At 40.5% G+C, this 20,823-nt stretch carries 21 protein-coding genes and 1 tRNA gene; 14 read left to right on the top strand and 8 right to left on the bottom strand.

Annotation, left to right across the window (positions count from 1 at the left end; translation table 11 throughout):
• The first annotated feature begins 152 nt into the window (after positions 1 to 152).
• From BQ9859_RS09745 to BQ9859_RS09735, 4 genes are all read left to right on the top strand, one after another.
• Positions 153 to 692 (top strand): PadR family transcriptional regulator, encoded by a 540-nt coding sequence (locus BQ9859_RS09745; protein ID WP_202613482.1) that lies wholly within the window; start codon positions 153 to 155, stop codon positions 690 to 692.
• Positions 693 to 760: 68 nt separating this feature from the next.
• Complete coding sequence (locus BQ9859_RS12655) at positions 761 to 1,075, top strand: DUF6198 family protein (RefSeq protein WP_202613481.1); 315 nt, start codon at positions 761 to 763, stop codon at positions 1,073 to 1,075.
• Positions 1,076 to 1,139: 64 nt separating this feature from the next.
• Positions 1,140 to 2,030 (top strand): cytidylate kinase family protein, encoded by an 891-nt coding sequence (locus BQ9859_RS09740; RefSeq protein WP_235846426.1) that lies wholly within the window; start codon positions 1,140 to 1,142, stop codon positions 2,028 to 2,030.
• A 4-nt stretch (positions 2,031 to 2,034) separates the two neighbouring features.
• Complete coding sequence (locus BQ9859_RS09735) at positions 2,035 to 2,607, top strand: sugar O-acetyltransferase (RefSeq protein ID WP_075877962.1); 573 nt, start codon at positions 2,035 to 2,037, stop codon at positions 2,605 to 2,607.
• A 59-nt stretch (positions 2,608 to 2,666) separates the two neighbouring features.
• On the opposite strand, the gene BQ9859_RS09720 is transcribed toward BQ9859_RS09735, so the two are convergent.
• Positions 2,667 to 4,331, bottom strand: coding sequence for an MFS transporter (locus tag BQ9859_RS09720; protein WP_083662837.1), 1,665 nt, complete (start codon positions 4,329 to 4,331; stop codon positions 2,667 to 2,669).
• A gap of 134 nt (positions 4,332 to 4,465) precedes the next feature.
• On the opposite strand from BQ9859_RS09720, the gene BQ9859_RS09715 reads away from it, so the two are divergent.
• Positions 4,466 to 4,906: a MarR family winged helix-turn-helix transcriptional regulator gene (locus tag BQ9859_RS09715; RefSeq protein ID WP_075877961.1), complete on the top strand. Its 441-nt coding sequence runs from the start codon at positions 4,466 to 4,468 to the stop codon at positions 4,904 to 4,906.
• Positions 4,907 to 4,977: 71 nt separating this feature from the next.
• Here BQ9859_RS09715 and BQ9859_RS09710 read toward each other — a convergent pair.
• Positions 4,978 to 5,053, bottom strand: a tRNA-Asn gene (locus tag BQ9859_RS09710).
• Between the two features lie 215 nt (positions 5,054 to 5,268).
• On the opposite strand from BQ9859_RS09710, the gene BQ9859_RS09705 reads away from it, so the two are divergent.
• The 3 genes from BQ9859_RS09705 to BQ9859_RS09695 all read left to right on the top strand — a co-directional run bounded on the left by BQ9859_RS09705 (position 5,269) and on the right by BQ9859_RS09695 (position 7,742).
• Entirely contained in the window at positions 5,269 to 5,640 is a 372-nt protein-coding gene (locus BQ9859_RS09705; RefSeq protein WP_075877960.1) for a metal-dependent transcriptional regulator, read from the top strand.
• 78 nt (positions 5,641 to 5,718) lie between these two features.
• Positions 5,719 to 6,495, top strand: coding sequence for a glutamate 5-kinase (proB, locus tag BQ9859_RS09700; protein ID WP_075877959.1), 777 nt, complete (start codon positions 5,719 to 5,721; stop codon positions 6,493 to 6,495).
• A gap of 5 nt (positions 6,496 to 6,500) precedes the next feature.
• Positions 6,501 to 7,742: a glutamate-5-semialdehyde dehydrogenase gene (locus tag BQ9859_RS09695; RefSeq protein WP_075877958.1), complete on the top strand. Its 1,242-nt coding sequence runs from the start codon at positions 6,501 to 6,503 to the stop codon at positions 7,740 to 7,742.
• Positions 7,743 to 7,759: 17 nt separating this feature from the next.
• Here BQ9859_RS09695 and BQ9859_RS09690 read toward each other — a convergent pair whose 3' ends face one another.
• Complete coding sequence (locus BQ9859_RS09690) at positions 7,760 to 8,755, bottom strand: helix-turn-helix domain-containing protein (RefSeq protein ID WP_235846425.1); 996 nt, start codon at positions 8,753 to 8,755, stop codon at positions 7,760 to 7,762.
• 1 nt (position 8,756) lies between these two features.
• A complete protein-coding gene (locus BQ9859_RS09685) occupies positions 8,757 to 9,128 on the bottom strand; it encodes an ArsR/SmtB family transcription factor (RefSeq protein ID WP_075877957.1) in 372 nt (123 codons plus the stop codon).
• A 146-nt stretch (positions 9,129 to 9,274) separates the two neighbouring features.
• Between BQ9859_RS09685 and BQ9859_RS09680 the strand changes: the two genes are divergently transcribed.
• Both BQ9859_RS09680 and BQ9859_RS09675 read left to right on the top strand, forming a co-directional pair.
• Positions 9,275 to 9,493, top strand: a complete 219-nt coding sequence (locus tag BQ9859_RS09680; RefSeq protein ID WP_075877956.1) for a cation transporter — start codon at positions 9,275 to 9,277, stop codon at positions 9,491 to 9,493.
• 20 nt (positions 9,494 to 9,513) lie between these two features.
• Complete coding sequence (locus BQ9859_RS09675) at positions 9,514 to 11,505, top strand: heavy metal translocating P-type ATPase (RefSeq protein WP_456237780.1); 1,992 nt, start codon at positions 9,514 to 9,516, stop codon at positions 11,503 to 11,505.
• Between the two features lie 81 nt (positions 11,506 to 11,586).
• Here BQ9859_RS09675 and pgeF read toward each other — a convergent pair whose 3' ends face one another.
• Positions 11,587 to 12,345, bottom strand: a complete 759-nt coding sequence (pgeF, locus tag BQ9859_RS09670; RefSeq protein ID WP_075877955.1) for a peptidoglycan editing factor PgeF — start codon at positions 12,343 to 12,345, stop codon at positions 11,587 to 11,589.
• A 167-nt stretch (positions 12,346 to 12,512) separates the two neighbouring features.
• Between pgeF and BQ9859_RS09665 the strand changes: the two genes are divergently transcribed.
• The gene (locus BQ9859_RS09665; protein ID WP_075877954.1) at positions 12,513 to 14,795 is read left to right on the top strand and encodes an HAD-IC family P-type ATPase; all 2,283 of its coding nucleotides are present in this window, start codon (positions 12,513 to 12,515) and stop codon (positions 14,793 to 14,795) included.
• 12 nt (positions 14,796 to 14,807) lie between these two features.
• Here BQ9859_RS09665 and BQ9859_RS09660 read toward each other — a convergent pair whose 3' ends face one another.
• From BQ9859_RS09660 to BQ9859_RS09650, 3 genes are read right to left on the bottom strand one after another with little or no spacing between them, the layout of a single operon-like run.
• Positions 14,808 to 15,953, bottom strand: coding sequence for a hypothetical protein (locus BQ9859_RS09660; RefSeq protein WP_075877953.1), 1,146 nt, complete (start codon positions 15,951 to 15,953; stop codon positions 14,808 to 14,810).
• Positions 15,950 to 16,429, bottom strand: coding sequence for an RNA polymerase sigma factor (locus BQ9859_RS09655; RefSeq protein ID WP_083662833.1), 480 nt, complete (start codon positions 16,427 to 16,429; stop codon positions 15,950 to 15,952). The genes BQ9859_RS09660 and BQ9859_RS09655 overlap by 4 nt, the downstream gene beginning before the upstream one ends.
• A 27-nt stretch (positions 16,430 to 16,456) precedes the next feature.
• Positions 16,457 to 17,143, bottom strand: coding sequence for a hypothetical protein (locus BQ9859_RS09650; RefSeq protein ID WP_075877952.1), 687 nt, complete (start codon positions 17,141 to 17,143; stop codon positions 16,457 to 16,459).
• A 172-nt stretch (positions 17,144 to 17,315) separates the two neighbouring features.
• On the opposite strand from BQ9859_RS09650, the gene hrcA reads away from it, so the two are divergent.
• The 3 genes from hrcA to dnaK are packed head-to-tail and all read left to right on the top strand — an operon-like array spanning position 17,316 to position 20,783.
• On the top strand, positions 17,316 to 18,329 hold the full coding sequence (gene hrcA, locus BQ9859_RS09645) for a heat-inducible transcriptional repressor HrcA (RefSeq protein WP_075877951.1): 1,014 nt from the start codon (positions 17,316 to 17,318) through the stop codon (positions 18,327 to 18,329).
• A gap of 11 nt (positions 18,330 to 18,340) precedes the next feature.
• Positions 18,341 to 18,955, top strand: coding sequence for a nucleotide exchange factor GrpE (gene grpE, locus BQ9859_RS09640; protein ID WP_075877950.1), 615 nt, complete (start codon positions 18,341 to 18,343; stop codon positions 18,953 to 18,955).
• Positions 18,956 to 18,971: 16 nt separating this feature from the next.
• Positions 18,972 to 20,783: a molecular chaperone DnaK gene (gene dnaK, locus BQ9859_RS09635; RefSeq protein WP_075877949.1), complete on the top strand. Its 1,812-nt coding sequence runs from the start codon at positions 18,972 to 18,974 to the stop codon at positions 20,781 to 20,783.
• Positions 20,784 to 20,823: the final 40 nt, after the last annotated feature.

The following is a 20,823-nucleotide window of genomic DNA, read 5'->3' as shown; positions in this document are numbered from 1 at the left end:
CTTCTTATAATGAACACATGGACGTTTTAAAAAGATTTGGAATCAAATATTTTCTTTTGCACATGATGTGCAGCGATTCTGATGATAGAAAAATATTGCCATATGACAGTACCAAAATATACGAAAAACAATGAACAGGAGGAGAGATAAGCGTGTTACAATACGCAATCTTAGGCATGCTTGAAAGACAGAGCATGACAGGATATGAATTGAAAAAGCAGTTTGAATCTACTTTGTTTGAATTTTGGCCTGCAAAACACAGCCAGATATATCCTGAATTAAAAAATTTGACCGAAAAAGGATGGATCGAATATTCGATCGAAATTACAGGAAATGTGCTGGAGAAGAAAAAATATCGTATTACGGAGAGTGGAAGAGAAGCTTGGTTTGCTTGGGAAAAACAGGCACATCCTGAAAAAGTGATTACAAAAGATGCGTTTCGTTTACAATTATTCTTTTCCGATTTGTTAAAAAAAGAGGAGCAGTTTGATTTGTTGAAAGAACAACAATGTTATCATGAACAATATTTGCAGGAACTTACGCATAAAATGCAAGGTTTTGCATGTGTACCGCCGAGCGATAAAGAGCAGTTATCTGATTATATGGTCTTATTAGGCGCTATTTACCGTGAAAAAGCAATTTGTGAATGGTTGACAAAATGTATGGCAATGGTCATGGCGCAAGAAAGATAATAAACATGTCAATATTGACATGTTTTTTGTTGGATGCTACACTTTTTATGGTAAAAGGGGGTATGTCCATGCATCATGAAAAAGTAAAACGATATCTTATTTTTTTTATTGGCTTATTTGTTAATTCATTAGGAGTTAGCTTGATCACGAAAGCAAGCCTGGGTACTTCACCGATCTCATCGATCCCGTATGTCCTTAGCTTATATTTTCCGCTTTCTTTAGGGGTATTTACGATTTTATTCAGTATTTTATTAGTACTTTTGCAGCTGCTTATACTTGGGCGAAAGTTTCAATGGCATAATTTATGGCAGATTCCGGTATCTGTTTTTTTTGGCTATTTTATTGATTTAACGATGCAGCTTCTTTTTTTTTGTGCAGCCTGAAGCATATTGGCAGGCAATCTTATTTCTTTTCATTGGCTGCCTGATTTTGGGAATTGGTGTGTATATGGAAGTTTTGGCAGATGTGATCATGTTGCCGGGAGAATCCTTTGTCAAATCCATCGTTCTTCGCTGGCATACAGATTTCGGTATAACAAAAGTATGCTTTGATGCGGCTATGACGATCATTGCCGGCGTACTTTCTTTTTTCTTTTTCTCACAATTACAGGGGGTGAGAGAAGGTACGATCATTGCGGCTTTTTTCGTTGGGGCTATTGCCCGCTGGATCGCCAGAAGATTATCGTTCCTTCCTGAACGGCTATTTGTCAAGGAACAGACAGAACTGACACCGCTGCAGGAGGATTCAGTTTGTATTGTCATCAGTCGCGAATATGGCAGTGGCGGACATGATTTTGCCAAACAGTTGGCACAGCAGCTGCAATTTGCGTTCTATGATGAACAAATTATCACACTGACAGCAAAATCAACTGGTTTTGATCAAAAATACATCATGGATCATGAAGAGCGTATGAACAGTTCCTTGATTTATGACCTTGTGCATGAGGGATATGCATATTCAGATGAATACAAACCGATGAAAGACGCAATCTTTGAGGCAGAGTCAGATGTCATTCGTTCTCTAGCAAAAGAAAATTCTGTAATTGTAGGGCGTTGTTCAGATTGGGTATTGCGTGATAAGAAAAAATGTATCAAAATATTTTTGCATGCTCCGCTTTCTTATCGAGTGCAAACAGTCAAGAAACGAGAAAATTTAAATGAAAAGGAAGCTTCTGCATTGATTCATAAGATGGATCATATGCGTAAAGAAAATTATCATTATTATACAAAGCAAATATGGGGCAGTGCAGACAACTACGATATGTGTATCGATGCTTCTATAGGTGAAAAAACAATGGCTGCTTGCATCCAACATTTGATAGAATCGAAAAAGGAGTAACAATATGATCGAAAAAGAAAAAATGGAAGGAAGTTTTGCTGCTAATAACCAGGAGATGCCTTTGCAACTGCAGCAGAAGGCAAAGATGTTATGTTGGAAATATAATCAGACATCCCCGGAACAAGGAAAAGAGAGGAAAGAGATCTTACAAAAATTATTTGGTCATTGTCATCCTCTTACCTTTATTGAACCGTCCTTTCATTGCGATTACGGGTTTAATATTCATACGCAGGGATTGACGATCATCAATTACAATTGTGTGATATTAGATACCTCGAAAGTTCTGATCGGAAAAAACGCTTTTATTGCGCCAGGTGTGTGTATTTCCTGTGCAGCTCATCCTGTTGATGCATTACAGCGTGCGCAAGGCATCCTGCTGTCAAAACCAATTACGATAGAAGATGATGTATGGATCGGCGCAAATGCAACTATTTGTGGAGGTGTTACGATTGGGGCTGGCAGCGTGATCGGAGCAGGCAGTGTCGTATTGCATGATATCCCGAAAGGTGTGGTTGCTGCTGGAAATCCATGCAAAGTTATTCGTAAAGTGAATGAAAGCGATCGTGTGCAGATATAGTAATCAAAAAAGCTGGTCTTTTTATGAGCCAGCTTTTCTGCTTTTAGAAACAGGGTTGTCTATTTGTTGCTTTTTTTAAGATAACGCTTGATTAAATAATGTGTGATGGCAGATCGGGACAGGATACCGATCATCTTTTCTTCTTTCATGACTGGGACTTTTTTGATGCCTGCATCACTGAGCAATTTGCAAGCAGTTTCTAATGATGAATGCACGGAGATGGTGATTGGTTTGGTGGTACCGACTTCCAGCACGTTGAGATCCAGTATAGAATCTAACTTCTGTTCGAATTCAGAATCAGGATCCCACAAATAATTTAAAAATAACAGTGAACTATCGGCAGGAGCCGGCAGTTCTTTTTCACGTAAAAAGCGCATGATGTCACCGTCACTGATAAAACCAATGACCTTGTGCTCCTCATTAATGATCGGTGCGCTGCTGATGCGTTTTTCAGTAAAATAAGTAATGGTTTCTTTGACGGTATTGTGAGAAGAAACGCTGTAAACCTCTTTTTCCATATGGGTTTCTAAATTGTCTGTAGATAAGACAGCTTGTTCCATAGATACTTTTTTCTTTTGATAATAATGTTCCACGTATATACAATACATAATTCCTCCAATGATATAGGCAAGTGCTGTTAAAGCAAATCCCTTGGAAAGGCCTAAAGGCTCTTGTAAAAAACCCATAAGTAGCGAGCCAAATCCGATACCTATATCATAAGATAATAAATAAGTTGCATTTGCAACGCCGCGTTTAGGAGCTGGTGTCGTACCGGTAACAAAAGATTGAAATAAAGGTTGCAAGATTCCATAACCGATGCCGAAAAAGAAACCAGCTAATAGAAGATGGATGCCGGTGGATAAAAACATGTAACTAAACATTGTGATAATCAAGATCAGCAAACTGATGTAAACCAGTATGCGATGTTTTCCTGCATCGATCAATTTTTGCGTAGAAAGTTTAGACAGGAGCATTCCGGCAACGAGAAAAATATAGAAATAAGGAATGACAGAAGTTAGATTTTTCTCTTGCGCAAGAATAGAAGAATAAGCGATAACAGCTCCATAAGGAATCATCAAAAACATCATGTTCCACATAAATGGCAAGGAAGGTCTGTAAATTGTTTCCTTTAATACAAATTTCTTCCGTTTGATCTTCGGGTATTTGATCTTGCAAAGAGAAACACATAACAATGCGAGGAGAGTGATCGCAAAGATCGTAAGAAAAGATGCTTTAGAACTCATGTGATTCTGAACTTGTATACCCACATAAGGACCGAGCGCCATTCCGATAGAAATGGTAAAGGCAAAACGGCTGATACCTTCTGTAATCTTGGAGGATGGAAGCACATCGCTTGCTAGTGTCATCGTAGCAGAACCGCATACCGAGTAGACAGCACCCATATACAATCGAATCAAGATCAATGCGCCGAAGATAGGGAATAAGATAAAACTGGGAAAAGAAAGACAAAACAGGGCTAAAAAAAGCAAATATACTCGATAACGATTAAAATTATCCAGCAAGTAACCGGCAACTGGCCGAAATATAATGGTAGCAATGGACATTGCGGTTAATACGATGCCAACCTTTGAACCAGTGATCCCAATTTCCTGACAATATACCGGGATGATGGGAATAGAGGCATAAAAAGCTGCCAGTACAAGCAAGTTTGTAATAAAAAGAAGAATGAATTTTTTGTTCCATATTTTTTTGACAGTTTCCATTTATCTTTGCTCCTTTACTGTAATATAGTGGCAATTGCAACTATATTACTATAACGCAGCTGTGCTGCACAGTCAATAACTGGTTGCAGTTGCCACTTGTTTTTGCTATGATAAAAGAAAAGGATGTGTATGTTATGCAGAAAAAAAAGAATGGCGCTTTTAAGGCCATTTCTATCATTTACAGAAAGACGCATATGTGGATGAACGGTGTTTGTGCCGGCCATGATTTGACATCTCCGCAGGCAATGGTCCTTTTGATCGTTTGTGATCATGAAATGCTGACTCAGGATGAAATTACAAAACGCTTAAATCTGGATAAAAGCGTAATAGCAAAAACGGTGACAAAATTAGTACATCGGAATTTTTTGAAGCGTACGACAAATAAAAAAGATAAAAGAACGTACGATATTTCTCCAACAGAAAAAGCATGGGAAGTATACCCTTTTTTAAAACAGCAGATGGAACACTGTTTTGATCAAATGACACAAAAGATGACAAAAGAACAAAAAGAACAGTTTTTGCTTCTGCTGGAGATTGCTGCACAAGCAGCATTGGATATGGAAGAACCAATCTGATCCATATATATATAAAAAACACTTTACGTATATCCTTTCATAAAGGAAATTTGTAAAGTGTCATTGATAAATGGCGCCTGAAACAGGACTCGAACCTGTGACCTGCCGGTTAACAGCCGGATGCTCTACCTACTGAGCTATTCAGGCAACTCGTGATTGCTCATTTATATTACCAATAACTAGACATAATGTCAACAAAAAAATGAAAAAAAATAAAAATAATTCTCCTTTATTCTCTGTATAGCTGATGATCGTGCAGGTTGCAGAGATACAAGGGTTGGTTTTGCGCATTCTATTCGCTTCTTTTGTTGTCCTATGCTATACTTAAACTAGAATTTATAAAAAATTAGGAGTGAACAATCATGCAGATTCATGAATCAGGGGAAGATTATTTGGAAACGATCCTTAAATTACAAGGAGAACATGGAAAAGTACGTTCCATTGATATCGCAAAAGAATTGAATTATTCTAAACCAAGCGTATCGCGTGCAATGAGTATTTTGAAAGAACGCGGATTGATCGAGATGGAAGAAAGAGAAATTACGTTGACCGAAGAAGGAAAAAAGATCGCTTCGACCATTTATGATCGTCATCAATACTTACAGCAGTTTTTGCAAGAATTAGGGGTTGACGCGGAAACCGCAGAAAATGATGCCTGTCGTATGGAACATGTGATCAGCGAAGCCAGCTATCAGCGGTTAAAAGCTTTCATAGAAAAACATCGTGGGAAATAGAAACCGGCAGCTGCCGGTTTTTTTTGTATTTGCAAAAGGGTTATGCTATAGTTATACAAAAAGATCAGGAGACAGTTTATGAAGAAAAAAAGAATCGTTGTAAAAGTGGGATCGTCTACGATCACACATGAAAGCGGACGATTAAATTTAAGAAAGCTAGATTTATTGGCTAGAGTATTAAGCGATCTCAATAATGCCGGGCATGAAGTGGTTTTAGTGAGCAGCGGTGCTATTGCAGCAGGATGTGGGAAGATGCAGCTGCATCATCGTCCGAAAGAATTAAAAGAAAAACAGGCGATGGCAGCAATTGGCCAATGTGAATTGATGTATATCTATGATCAGATGTTTGCACAGTATTCCAGAAAAGTGGCACAGTTGCTGTTGACCAAACGTGATCTGGAAGAAGAACAGCTGAAAGAAAATGCGTTGAATACACTGCAGGTGCTGTTGTCTTATGGAACGATTCCTATCATCAATGAAAATGACAGCATAGCTACCGAAGAGATTGTCTATGGTGACAATGATACATTGAGTGCCATTACCGCACAATTGATTCAAGCAGATTTACTGGTGCTTTTAAGCGATATCGAAGGATTGTATGATCAAGATCCTTCTAAGAATCCAGATGCAAAAAAGATCGATGTCGTTGACACGATCGATGAGCATGTGCTGGCCATGGCAGGAGACAGCAATTCAAACGTGGGAACTGGCGGTATGATCACAAAGCTGCACGCAGCACAAATTGCAACAAGTGCAGGATGCAATATGGTGATTGCAAATGGAGAAGATCCGAATATCTTATATGATTTAGTTGAGGAAAAAAATAGAGGAACGCTATTTTGCGCTAAAAGGTGAATGATATGGTAACAATGGAAGAACAAGGAAGACTTTGTAAACAAGCAAGCTATCAATTAGCACAATTGCCTACAGAAAAAAAGAATGAAGCTTTACAATGCATGGCAAGCTTGCTTTGGGAAAAAAGGGAAAGTATTTTGGAAGCAAATAAAAAAGATGTAGAGGCAGCCCGTTTATCGGGAAGAAGTGAATCTTTTATTGATCGTCTCTCATTGGATGAACAACGTTTGGCGGCTATTTGTGAAGGCGTACGCCAGGTCGCTTCTTTACCGGATCCTTGCGGACATATTCTGGAAGAATGGGATCGCGGGGAACTGCATTTGGTCAAACGCAGTGTTCCTTTTGGCGTAATCGGCATTATTTATGAAGCGCGTCCCAATGTCAGCGTGGATGCCGCGTCGCTTTGCCTGAAAAGCGGGAATGTTTGCTTTTTAAGAGGCAGCAGTGAAACCATGGCCAGTAATCAAATGTTGTGTAAATGGATGCGGGCTGCTTTACGACAATGTAATATTGATGAAAACTGCATAGCTTTGCTGCAGGAAAGCGGACATGCAGCAGTAGATGCTTTTATGAAGATGCGTACGTATCTGGATCTTCTTATTCCGCGCGGCAGTGCACGGTTGATCAAACATTGTGTAGAGAATGCCAGCGTTCCGATTATTGAGACCGGCAGCGGCAACTGTATTTTATATGTTGATCGACAAGTGGATGAACAAGAAGTCATTCCTATTATATTGAATGCCAAATGTCAGCGGGTGAGCGTATGCAATGCTGCAGAAAGTTTGTTGATCCATCGCGACCGCCTGGATCTGTTGCCATCCATCCTTGCTGCATTAAAAGCAAATGGTGTTGTGATTCATGGTGATGAAACGATTTGCCTCTTTGATCCGGAAGTGATTCCGGCTACAGAGGAAGATTATGCGAAAGAATATTTGGATTATGCGATATCTGTGAAATGTGTGGACACTCTGGAAGAAGCAATCCTGCATATCAATACTCATCATACAATGCACTCGGATGCGATCTTGAGCAGTGACCCGGTTGCTGTTGAAACATTTTTAAACCAAGTGGATGCGGCTGTGGTATATGCAAACGCCTCTACACGTTTCTCTGATGGCTTTGAGTTTGGATTTGGTGCAGAGATTGGTATTTCTACGCAGAAATTACATGCACGGGGACCAATGGGCCTGCGTGAATTGACGACTTATAAATATCAAGTATATGGAAAAGGAAGCATACGAAAATAGGCATCGTTGATCGATGCCTATTTATTTGTTTTACGATATTGAGAAGGGGACAGCTGCATATGTTCTTTAAAAGCTTTGCTAAACTTTCCTTGTGTACCGTATCCTATTTCTTTTGCAATTTCTAAAATGGATCGATCACTTTCCTTTAATTGTTTTGCAGCATACTGCAGACGGTATTCCTTCATATAGGCAGCAATCGGCTGACCATAGACAGCTTTAAAAATTGCTTTCAAAGAGGAAGTGTTGATCAAAAATTGTTTTGATAATTCTTCGATGGTAAAACGCTGTTCGATGTGTGTGATCAGAAATTTGTGAACTTCTCTTATGAGTTCAATCTGTGTATTTTCGTATGCAGTTAACGGCTGATTTTGATTATTTTCTATTTTCATAAGATAAAGCAGCAGTTCGATTACCTTCAGTTTGTAATAAGTGAGTTGAATGGAAGTTGGAATGTTCCACATTTGAGAAAATACAGATCTTGTCCAATCATTGCTTAAGATACCGAGTACCTCTTTCTTTGCACAGAAATGAGTATAGAGCATTTGCGGATCAAAATCGATATTTTTTAATAGAGGCAAATCTTGTTTTTGGATTCGCTGCAAATCAAATGTGCAGGCAATCCCTTCATAATATCCTAATGGAAGGCTGATCGTTGAATCTGCACAACTAGATAAAGTGTGTAAGCAGACATCGCCTTCACCTAAATACACGCTGGCATTGTTTTTCATATCCCAGCCGATACGCCCTTGATGGCAGTAATTGATCTCTAAAATATGATCGTTTGGAGAGTGGTGAAAATTTGCTTGTTGCGTCAAGTAACGGTGAAATGATAACTCGATCCCTGGAAATATTGGATAGATCGTAATGCTGCCTTTTCCGCAAATCGGAACAGAAACGTGTTGCGGATGTAAAGAAGAGGCGTGTTCCTTTCCATATTCGTGTATGAAAAATTGATTTTCCGCTACATTTTGCAATGCATCCTTTATTTTTGAATACGCATTGTTCTTCATCATATCAACCTCGGATCGCTTCATTAGGGCAATTGATTTCTACAATTTTTTCAATGATCGGATGCAGCATTTGCGCAGTCTTGTTGTCAGCACAGCGATAATACACTTCTTTTCCTTCTCTGCGGCTGACAATTAAATTGCTTGCTTTTAATTGTCGTAAATGATGGGAAACTGCAGGAGAGCTCATATTGACCAATGCCGCAATATTGATGACGCATTCTTCACAATGACATAATAACCAAAATATGCGGATGCGGTTAGGGTCGCAAAGTTGTTTGAAGATATCGGCAGCAACTTCAAAATCTGCGCTGCTTGGCATTTGTTCGAGATTCTGCTCTATGGATTGTCCATGGTCATGCGGAAGGGCATGTAACATAAAAAATACCTCCTTTTTGTCCATTTGGAAATTGTTTTGTCCCAATTAGAAAAAACGGTAGTAAAATAGTTGACCGTTTTCTACTCTCCCATTATACTACAAGTAAACAATTAAGTAATCGTTAAATCGTTATAGGAGGAGAATTTATGAAAAAAAGTTATCAGATCGAAGTGGATTGTGCAAATTGTGCAAACAAGATGGAGCAGGCAGCAAAGAATACTGCCGGAGTCAAAGATGCCGTGGTCAATTTCATGACATTAAAGATGAATGTGGAATTTGAAGAAGGTGTCAATGCAAAAGATGTCATGAAAGAAGTTCTAAAAAATTGTAAAAAAGTAGAAGATGAATGCGAGATCTATCTATAAAATAAAAAGGGGGCAATTCTATGCAAGAATGGATCGTGGATGGTTTATTGATCCTTGTCATTTTATTAGCAACATATTTTTTGGGCAAAGGTGTGACAAATAAACGTTCTTTGACAAAAAAACAAAGAAAAATGCTGGTTCGCATCTGGGCTGCATCGATCTTGTTGCTTATCGGTCAGCTGTTGGGAGAGAAAATGGAACAGTATATCGGTTCTGTTGGGCTTTTTCTTTATTATCTGATTGATTATCTAGTCATTGGATCCGACATCTTGATCAAAGCATGGAAGGGAATCCGCAATCATCAGGTCTTTGATGAAAGCTTTTTGATGGCGATAGCTACGGTTGGGGCATTTGCTTTAGCCATTTATGAACAAAGTGGTGATTATACCGAGGCCATTGCGGTTATGTTGTTCTATCAGATCGGGGAGTGGTTCCAAAGTTATGCAGTAGGAAAAAGCCGCCGCAATATTAGTGAATTGATGGATATCCGCCCGGATTATGCGAACGTGGAAAAAGGCGGTAAATTGGAAAAAGTGGATCCGGATGAAGTGGCAATCGGTTCGATCATCACGGTCCTTCCTGGTGAAAAAGTGGCGATTGATGGAATTGTTATAGAAGGAAACAGCAGTCTGAATACAAGTGCTTTGACCGGAGAGAGCCTGCCGCGTGATGTTCAAGTGAATGATGAGATCATCAGTGGCTGCATCAATTTGAGCGGAGTATTGAAAATTCAAACGACAAAAGAATTTGGAGAATCTACAGTATCTAAAATTTTGGATCTGGTGGAAAATGCAAGTTCCCGTAAATCACATTCAGAAAACTTCATATCTAAATTTGCGCGGATCTATACACCGGTTGTTTGTATAGCTGCAATCCTGCTGGCATTTTTACCGCCGCTGTTCTCTTTGCTTTTGCAAATGGCACCTCAATGGGAAGTTTGGGTCTATCGTGCTTTAACATTTCTGGTCATCAGCTGTCCATGCGCATTGGTCATCAGTATCCCGCTTACCTTTTTTGCAGGCATCGGCGGTGCAAGCAATGCAGGTGTCCTTGTCAAAGGCAGCAACTATCTGGAAACCTTATCAAAAACTAAGATCGTTGTTTTTGATAAGACAGGAACATTGACGCAAGGCGTCTTTGAGGTCATTGGAGTGCATCATGGTACGATTTCTGATGAACAGTTGATCGAGTATGCGGCTTATGCAGAAAGTTCGTCTTCACATCCAATTTCCAAAAGTTTGCAGAAAGCTTATGGAAAGACAGTTGACCGTACACGTGTCAGCGATGTACAGGAAATCAGCGGCAATGGAGTAATTGCAAAAGTAGATGGAATACAAGTAGCTGCGGGCAATGAAAAATTGATGACCCGTTTAGGAATCAAAGCAATTCCTTGTCATCATGTCGGTACGATCATTCATATGGCAGTCAACGGTGAATATGCAGGACATATTGTCATTTCTGATGTTATCAAGGCAAATGCTAAGAAAGCTATACAAGGATTGCGTGCCTGTGGAATCAAAAAAAGTGTCATGCTGACCGGCGATGCTGGCAAAGTTGCACAGCAGGTAGGAAAACAATTGGGAATCGATGAAGTATACAGCGAGCTCTTGCCTGGTGATAAAGTACAAAAGGTGGAACAGTTATTAAAGAATAAGGCAGAAAAAGAGAAGCTAGCCTTTGTAGGGGATGGAATCAACGACGCGCCTGTCTTAGGACGTGCGGATATAGGCATTGCCATGGGAGCCATGGGTTCTGATGCTGCTATTGAAGCAGCAGATGTCGTATTGATGGATGATGATCCGTTAAAGATCGTCAAAGCAATTAAAATATCGCGTAAATGTTTACGAATCGTTTATCAAAATATCATATTTGCCATCGGTGTCAAAGTTATCTGTTTGCTGCTGGGAGCAGTCGGCATCGCTAATATGTGGCTGGCCATCTTTGCCGATGTCGGGGTCATGATCCTGGCCGTATTGAATGCGATTCGTGCCTTGTTTGTAAAAAATATATAAAAAGTGAGCAGGATCGGATAGATGCCGTTATGGCTGAACAACAGCAAAAGGCAATCTATCATAAAGATCCGGCTCACTTTATTATTTGAAATAAATATAAGAAAAATGGCGGCAGGTCGTATGATCTCTTCGATATGAAAAGCAATCGTTTTTTTCGATAAAAGTATCTGTTGGAGAAACCCAGATATTTTCTTGCGGGATTTGAAAGGATTTTAGCATATGGATATTCAGTCCGACATTGTCACACAAGGCGCTTCCATCCGCTTGGAATTGCAGATAGGGAGTCGTATCAAAAGGGAGCGATCGTATTTGCTCGATAACATCCTGCCGTATTTGAAAAGAGGACTGATGGATGCAAGGTCCGATCCAGACACGGGTAGTTTTAGGGTCCAGTCCTTTTTTTATTAATTGCTTCAGCGTATGGGCAGTGATTTGTTTTACAGTGCCAGGCCAGCCGCTATGGATCGCTGCAATATAATGAGAGGATGGATCATAGAGGATGATGGGAACACAATCTGCAGTAAATACGCCAATAAGGATCTGCTTTTCTTTTGTATAAAGGGCATCGCAGCAAGGGAAAGCATCCTGCATCGAATATGCCCCTTTTCCTTTATCTGTTTCAAAAACTTCTTGCGCATGTGCACTGTGTGTCTGTTGTGCTAAGCACCAATGTTCCATTGGTATATGAAGAGCTTTGCTGCATGCTGCTCTGTTTTGCAAGATCATCTCTGTTTGGGTAGTTGTATGAAGTGCCATCGACCCCTCAAGCGGTAAAGAAGGATCTCGTAATGTACAGCCAGTACAAAATGTATGGCTTTCCTGAAAAATCACTTGTTTCATTGTTTCACCTCGTTTCTCTTATTATATCGTAAATTGCCTGCTGCGGGAAAAAGAAGGGAAAAAGAAGGAAAATCAAATAAATTCACGGGATGTTTGTTGACTGTTAAAAGCGGATATGATAAGGTGTGGAAGTTATAGATAGAATGATTGTGAAAGGAGCGGAAACCATGAGCCAATATGGGTTGACGAAACAACAAGTAGAGGAGCGCATCGCCAAAGGACAACAAAATACATTGCCGCCTTCTGCCTCGAAAACAACGTCACAGATATTCAGAGAAAATATTTGTACATTGTTCAATTTGTTGAATTTTCTGATTGCAATTGCCTTGGCTTTTGTTGGAGCTTGGTCCAATATGGTTTTTATAGCAATCATTTTGTTAAATCTGATCATCGGTATCGTACAAGAGCTGCGTGCGAAAAAGATGGTGGATGAGCTCTCGTTGTTGATCGTGCCCAAAGCAACGGTTATTCGTGATGGAAAAGAAATACAGATACCAATTGAACAGGTCGTGCAGGATGATGTGATGGTGTTGGAAAGCGGACAGCAGATTTGCTGTGATGCGCTTATCGTTGAAGGTGAAAGTGAAGTAAATGAATCTTTGTTAACTGGAGAGTCTGATCCGATTAATAAGCAGACAGGTGATCATCTTTTATCCGGCAGCAGCATCATCAGCGGAAAATGTCTGGCTTGTGTAGAGCATGTCGGTGCTCAAAATTATGTGTCGAAGGTCACGGCGGAAATCCGCTCTGGAAAGGGATTGCATTCTCAATTGCTGGATGCGATGCGCAAAGTTACCAGAGTGACGACTTTGATGATCATTCCGTTAGGAATCTTGTTATTTGTTGAAGCTTTGCTGCTGCGCCATAATGATTTATACAATGCGATCGTGGGAAGTGCAGCCGGGTTATTAGGTATGCTGCCCAAAGGATTGGTATTGCTGATCAGCGTCAGTTTAGCTGCCGGAACAACAAAATTAGCAAAACGAAAAGTACTGATCCAAAACCTGTACTCTTTGGAATCTCTTGCTTATGTGGATACCCTTTGTTTGGATAAGACCGGTACGATCACGACCGGTAAGATGAAAGTGGAGCGGATCCTTGATTTAGGGGAAATTACCGAGCAGGATCAAGCTTATTTTGCATCTTATTTGCATTATAGTGATGATAACAATGAAACTTATCAGGCGCTGTGCAGGGCGTTTGTTCCATCTGCTGCATATCGTCCGCAGCAGAAAATTGCTTTTTCTTCGGTTCGCAAGTGGGGAGCGATGCACTTTGAAGGCTATGGGACTTTATTTTTAGGAGCGCCGGATCGTCTGATGAAAGAGTTGCCATCCGAATTAGAGCAAGAAATGGAAACCGGTAGCCGTATCTTGATCTTGGCCAAGAGTGATCAAAAGCCGTCAAAAGAGCAGGAAGTTCATGCAACACCTTTAATGGCTTTCGTTTTAAGCGATGTTCTGCGTAAAGATGTCAATAAGACTTTGGATTATTTCCGCAAAGAAGGAGTAGACATCAAGATCATCTCCGGTGACCATGTCAAAGCGGTGTCTGCTATTGCCAGAAAAGCAGGCTTTGTCGATTATCAACGCTGTGTAGATATGAGCAATGTCACAGAGGAAGAATTGAACGAGGACTTTGTAAACCGGCATTCTGTATTCGGCAGAGTGACGCCAAAACAGAAAAAACAGATCGTAAGCATGTTGCAAAAAGGCGGTCATACGGTTGCCATGACCGGCGACGGTGTCAATGACATGTTAGCTTTGCAGCAGGCAGATTGTTCCATTGCGGTTGCAGCAGGAAGCGACGCCGTCAAACAGATGTCGCAGGTCGTTTTGCTGGAATCTGATTTTGGCGAACTGCCTTCTGTATTGCTGGAGGGCAGACGCGTGGTTAATAATGTAACGCGTGTTGCCGGCATCTTCTTCATCAAGACATTGTATTCCATTGCAGTATCGATCATTTGTGTCTTGATGAATATGCCGTTTCCATTCATTCCGATCCAGGTTACATTGATCGATTTGATGATTGAGGCAGTTCCATCTTTCTTAACGATGCTGGAACCTGATCCAAACAAAGTACATGGACGCTTCTTGTCAACAGTGATGCGACGTGCATTCCCGTTTGCTGCTGCTGTCGTATGTACATTGTTCCTGCTGATGGTGCAAAATAGAGCAGATAACTGGCAGAATACACTTTATTTTGTGGTGGCTGTCTTATCGATGCTTGCGGTCATCCGTTCGCTGATCCCGATGAATCCATTACGTATCTTTGTCTGTATCTGCATGGCTGCCGGCTTCTTCTTTGCCGTCATCGTGTTCCCGTCTTTGCTGCATCTTACGCAATTGGCGCAGGTACCTTCCCAGTTCCCGTCGGCATTCCTTTTTGCATTATTGATCAGTGTTGTATTGTATCGATTGATTGCACATGCAACTTTTCAAAAACATTAAAAAAGCTGGAGGTCATCCTTCAGCTTTTGTAGTTTGGATATATTTGTTTTGAATGGCGATTACATAGTAGGCAGAATAATATTGTTCATCACCGGCGTTCTGCAATACATAAAACTTGTAATAGGGCAGATAATAGGCATTGCCGGCAATGGTATCATAGACGATCTCGCTATAGGCTATAGCTGCGTTTTGTTCTACTTCAGGCTGATAAGAAGGGTAGTACATCCCCGCCTTTAGATCATTGATAGCTTCTTGTTCTGTTTTGACTGGATATGAGCCGATAGGGGAAGATGTATCAATATCATAACAAGCGATATGTTGCAAACGGCCTTGATGATCGGTTGTAAGAACAAAGCTGTGAAACTGCTGTTCAATAAAAGTATCCTTTGCCTGCTTTTTCTTTTCACTGACATAGATATTCCATTGTTTATCCTCTCCAAGTTGATTCAATAAAGTGACGTCGATCCATGGATCCTCAATCTGAATAAAAGCTTGTTGTTTCAAAAATGATTGGACCTTTGCAAGAACTTCTTCTTGTGTATCTCCTCCAAGATCGATACTGATATCTTCATCAATCATGAAGTAGGCAGTATTTTTGGTGAATAAGATCAGTTTTCCTTGATCACATTGCAGATATACATTTGAATTTATTAAAAAACGATTGACATTTGGATCATCAAAGTGTTGAATCGTGTAATTCTGGATATGCAGACGTTTTGCCATCTCTTCTAAGACAGGAAGCATTTCATCATCTGGATAGTTGCTAAGGTAAGGGTCATCGTTTGCATAAAGGTTTGCATAGACAGGCAATGTCTCATTTTCTTTGATTGGGTATGGATGATTATGATGAAATAGATTTGGATCATTGCCTAATGTACCGATGGTGCCAAATCCTCCGAGCGGATAGGAGAAAGCAGGTGTGTCATTTGTCGGAGGGCTAAGATCGAGCACTTGCAGCTGTGCCGGATGTGGATAAATAAATTGATATAGAAAGATGGATGAAAGACATAAGAAGAAAATGCATAGATAAATAATGACCGGTCTCCAATTTACATCATGCTTTGTTTGCTGCTTTTCTGCCATTGCATGGATCAGCTGCTGTTGAAATGTTTCACTGGCAACAATTTGAGATACCTCTTTTTTATATTGTTCGATCATTCAAGCTTTCCTCCTTTCTCCAAACGCTGTTTTAAATTTTTTCTGCCGCGCGATAACCAAGAAGCAACCGTGCCTTCTTTTGTATGAAGCATACCGGCGATTTCTTTAATGCTCATTTCTTCATAATAATAGAAATAGATTGCATTGCTTTGCTTGCCAGGCAGTTTGCGTATCTCCGCTAACAAGCTGTACTCAATTTCTTTTTTATCTATCGCCGCAGATATGGGAAATTCACTTCTTTTTTTCTGCCACCAATGGAGATGGTATTTCTTGCATTGATTGATCGTTACACGAAACAGCCAAGCTTTTTCATGCTGCATATTGGCGAAAGATTCATTATGCTTGATATATTGAAGAAATACATCTTGTACGATATCCTGCGCCTGTGCCGTTTCATGAACATGATGGAGTGCTAAACGCAGCAAAGAGTCGCTGTATTGTTTTACGACTCTTTCTATTTCCTGTTGTGGAATCACAAATCTCCCCTTCTTTCAAGGCTTACTTTATTTGATTTGCTGGATGGTGTCAACATCGATCACGTAATGGCCGTTCGCATCTTTGCTTAATAAACCGCTTACTGCTGCTCTGCAGCTGCCAATGTCGACTTCCCCTTTTAAAATGACATAACGAGTATGATCATCATTGTACAAAATCGTTTGCATCGTTCCATCCTCATCTGCTATTTGTGCTTGCGGCAAATCGCCCTGTACCCATACCGGGACAGAAGTATCTAGATAAGCTTGTGCATTTTCGAAAAAATAATCAAGGTTGCTTGGTGCATTTTGGGGCACAACTTCTTGCGCTTCCACATCTTTTGCCTCATCGCTTATTGACGGCTTTGTCAAATCAGCTGCAGAGTCTTTTTCTATTACTTGAATAGTGATGGTATTGCTTTTGATATCGTCTTTGCTCAAAAAGATTTCATAAGTTCCAGGTTCTTTGCTTTGAAAAAGAATGGAGTTGTCTTGTAATGTAATTTCTCCGCCATTTGCATAAAAACAGTCTTCATCTAATCGTACACTTTCCGGATCGATTTTATAAGTGATTTCTGCTGATTCTGTCGTCGTGATTTCTTCCTGGTCACAAGATAGAACGGCACTTTTTAAAGAGATGGTTGTCGAGTCGTCTGCCTGACAACCAAATAGGATGAGAACGCAGGCACATAACCAAAGAATCATTTGCTTTTTCATAACTTTATCCTCCTTCATCTTATATACAAAATAAGAGGGGATTTTCTTGCATGAATTTTAAAAAAAAGGAGAAAATTTCAATTTTTAGCACTAAAGTGTTGACAGTGCTAAAAATTAGGAATATACTGTTAGCAGACGTAAGGGATGAGTGCTAGAGAAGGGAGTGAGCGTGATGCTGACACAACGGCAGATTGCCATCTTTAAAGCAATCGTTGATGAGTTTACAAGAACGGCAGAGCCGGTCGGCTCAAAGACGTTGATGAACCTTCTGGACTTTCAATGTTCCAGTGCAACCATTCGTAATGAAATGGCAGTCCTGGAAGACGTCGGTCTGCTGGAAAAGACACATACCTCCAGTGGACGTATCCCTAGCAGAAAAGGGTATCGGTTCTATGTTGAACATTTGATGGAAAAAGAGTTGGACAGCAATGTCAAATATTCTTTACAGCAGGTGTTCAGCGAACGCCATTATTCCATGGACGAGATTGTCAAGAAAAGCTGTGATATTCTGTCGCAGATGACCCATCTGACATCAGTCGTCTTGGGTCCGGAAAGCAAGTATCAAACATTGCAGCACATTCAACTGGTTCCTATTTCCAGTCGAAGTGCAGTTGCCATCTTTATTACCGATCATGGGCACACTGAGAACAAGACGTTCCATTTTGAAACAGATGTAAGCTTGAAAGATCTGAAGACCTGTACGGATCTGCTCAATGATAAATTGAGCGGTACGCCGATCAAAGATGTCGTTGAAAAGATGAAAGAGCTTGAACCGCTGCTGGCGGCTCAGGTTACACGTCATGAAGTATTGTTTGAAGCTTTTGTATCAGCCTTTATGAAGTTTGCCAGTGACAAGGTGTATTGCAGCGGACAAAGCAATATGCTTTATCAGCCGGAATTTGCAGATATCAATAAACTGCGGGAAGTGATGAAGGTCTTGGAAGACAGTTCGCTGTTTCGCCAGCTGGCCAATCATGAAGGAAATGTGGCCATTGAAATCGGCGGTGATAATGAGCTGATTCAGGTAGATGATATGGCAGTTGTCTCCAGCAAGTTCCACTTGTCAAAAGATGAAGAGGGACAGCTGATGATCATTGGACCAACGCGCATGCAGTACAATCGAGTCGTTGCTTTGATGGAATATATGAGCAAAGTGATCGAGGATCTTTACAAAAAAGAAGAATAGGAGGGATTCGCGTGCAGGAAGAAAAAGAAATGAATAAGGAAACGGAAACATCGACAGAAGATGTGAACGTGGAAGAGAATACAGAAACAGCAGAAACAAAAGAGACGTCAGAAACATCCGCAAAAGATAACAAGAAAGAAAAGAAACTCTTCAAGAAAGACAAGGTTGCTGAATTAGAAAAGAAGATCAGCGAATTGGAAGAAGAGGTTGCCAAACAAAAAAATGCATATTACAAAGCATATGCAGATACAGAAAATCTGCGTAAACGTCTGCAGAGCGAAGCAGAGACGACACGTAAATATCGAATTCAAAGCATAGCTTTGGAACTGCTGCCGATCTTGGATTCGATGGAACGTGCATTGGCTGTGCAAAGCGATGATGAAAATATTCAAAATTATGTAAAAGGTTTCCAGATGATCCATGATCAGCTGGTCAATGTTTTGGAAAAAGAAGGCGTGAAGGAAATTGAAGCTCTCAACAAGCCGTTTGATCACAATGTGCATCAAGCATTGATGCAGGAACCTGTAGAAGGTGTGGAAAGCGGCATGGTCGTAGAGGTGCTTCAAAAGGGATATATGTTGAAAGACCGTGTATTAAGAGCTGCATTGGTCAAAGTGAGCGAATAAGCAAGGAGGAATCATTATGAGTAAGATTATTGGTATTGACTTAGGTACAACAAACTCTTGTGTAGCAGTCATGGAAGGTAAAGAGTGCAAGGTAATCACAAATCCGGAAGGAAACCGGACAACACCATCTGTTGTAGCATATAAAAATGGAGAACGTATTGTCGGTGATGCCGCAAAACGTCAGGCAGTGACAAATAAGAATACCATTTCTTCCATCAAACGTTTGATGGGTACAAATGAAAAAGTTGAAATGGAAGGAAAGCAGTATACACCGCAGGAAATCAGTGCGATGATCCTGCAGTATCTGAAAGCATATGCAGAAGATTATCTGGGAGAAAAAGTAGATAAAGCAGTCATCACTGTACCAGCTTACTTCAATGATGCACAGCGTCAAGCAACAAAAGATGCAGGTAAGATTGCTGGTTTGGAAGTAGAACGTATCATCAACGAACCAACTGCGGCTGCGTTGGCATATGGTATCGATAAAACAGAAGCTGAACAAAAAGTATTGGTTTATGACTTAGGTGGAGGTACATTCGATGTCTCTATCTTGGAATTGGCAGACGGTACATTTGAAGTATTGTCAACAAACGGTGATACACATTTAGGCGGAGACGATTTTGATAACGTCTTGGTTGACTGGATGGTAGATACATTCAAGAAAGAAAACGGTATTGATTTACGTAGTGATAAGATGGCTATGCAGCGTTTAAAAGAAGCTGGCGAAAAAGCAAAGAAAGATCTGTCATCTATGATGCAGACACAGATTTCCCTGCCATTCATCTCTGCTGGACCAAGCGGACCATTGCATTTTGAAGCAAGCTTGACGCGTGCAAAATTTGATGAAATGACAAAACATCTAGTAGATCGTACGATGGAACCAGTTCGCAACGCTTTGCGTGATGCCGGCTTGACAAAGAATGATATTCACCAAGTATTGTTGGTAGGTGGATCTACTCGTATTCCAGCTGTACAGGAAGCTGTAAAGAATGCATTAGGCAAAGAGCCTAACCATTCTGTAAACCCTGATGAAGTTGTTGCGATGGGTGCTGCGATCCAGGGCGGTGTTATCTCTGGTGATGTCAAAGATGTATTGTTGCTGGATGTTACACCATTGAGCTTAGGTATTGAGACAATGGGCGGTGTCATGACTGTCTTGATTCCGCGTAACACTACTATTCCAACAAGCAAATCACAGATTTTCTCTACTGCTGCAGATAATCAGCCGGCTGTTGATATCCGTGTATTGCAAGGTGAACGTCCAATGGCTGCCGATAACAAAGAATTGGGTATGTTCAAATTGGATGGAATTGCGCCAGCACGTCGTGGTGTTCCGCAAATCGAGGTAACATTTGATATCGATGTCAACGGCATCGTCCATGTTAGTGCAAAAGACAAAGGCACAGGTAAAGAGCAGTCCATTACCATTCAAAATTCAAGCGGATTGAGTGATGAAGAGATCGACCGTATGGTTCGTGAGGCTGAAGAACATAAAGCTGAAGACGAGAAACGTAAAGAGGATATCGAAACACGTAACCGTGCAGAAAGCTTCATTGCACAGATTGATTCAACATTAGCTGATAATGGCGATAAGATCGATGCAAAACAAAAAGAAGAAGTACAGAAACTGCGCGATGAACTGCAGAAGGCTTTGGATGAAAATAACATGGATGAAGTCAAAAGCAAGCTGCAAGTATTGGAGCAGGCTATGCAGGCAGCAAGTCAGCAGATGTATCAGCAGGCAGGCGGTCAGAATACAGCCAATGATGCAAATAACAACGGCGGTAAAGATGACTATGTAGATGCTGAATTCGAAGAAAAGAAATAAAAATCAATGAAATTACAGATCCTAGTGCTTGCGCTAGGTT

Origin of the sequence: Merdibacter massiliensis, assembly GCF_900155395.1 — a bacterium.
Classification (GTDB): domain Bacteria; phylum Bacillota_I; class Bacilli_A; order Erysipelotrichales; family Erysipelotrichaceae; genus Merdibacter; species Merdibacter massiliensis.
This window is presented reverse-complemented; position numbering and strand designations above follow the sequence as displayed.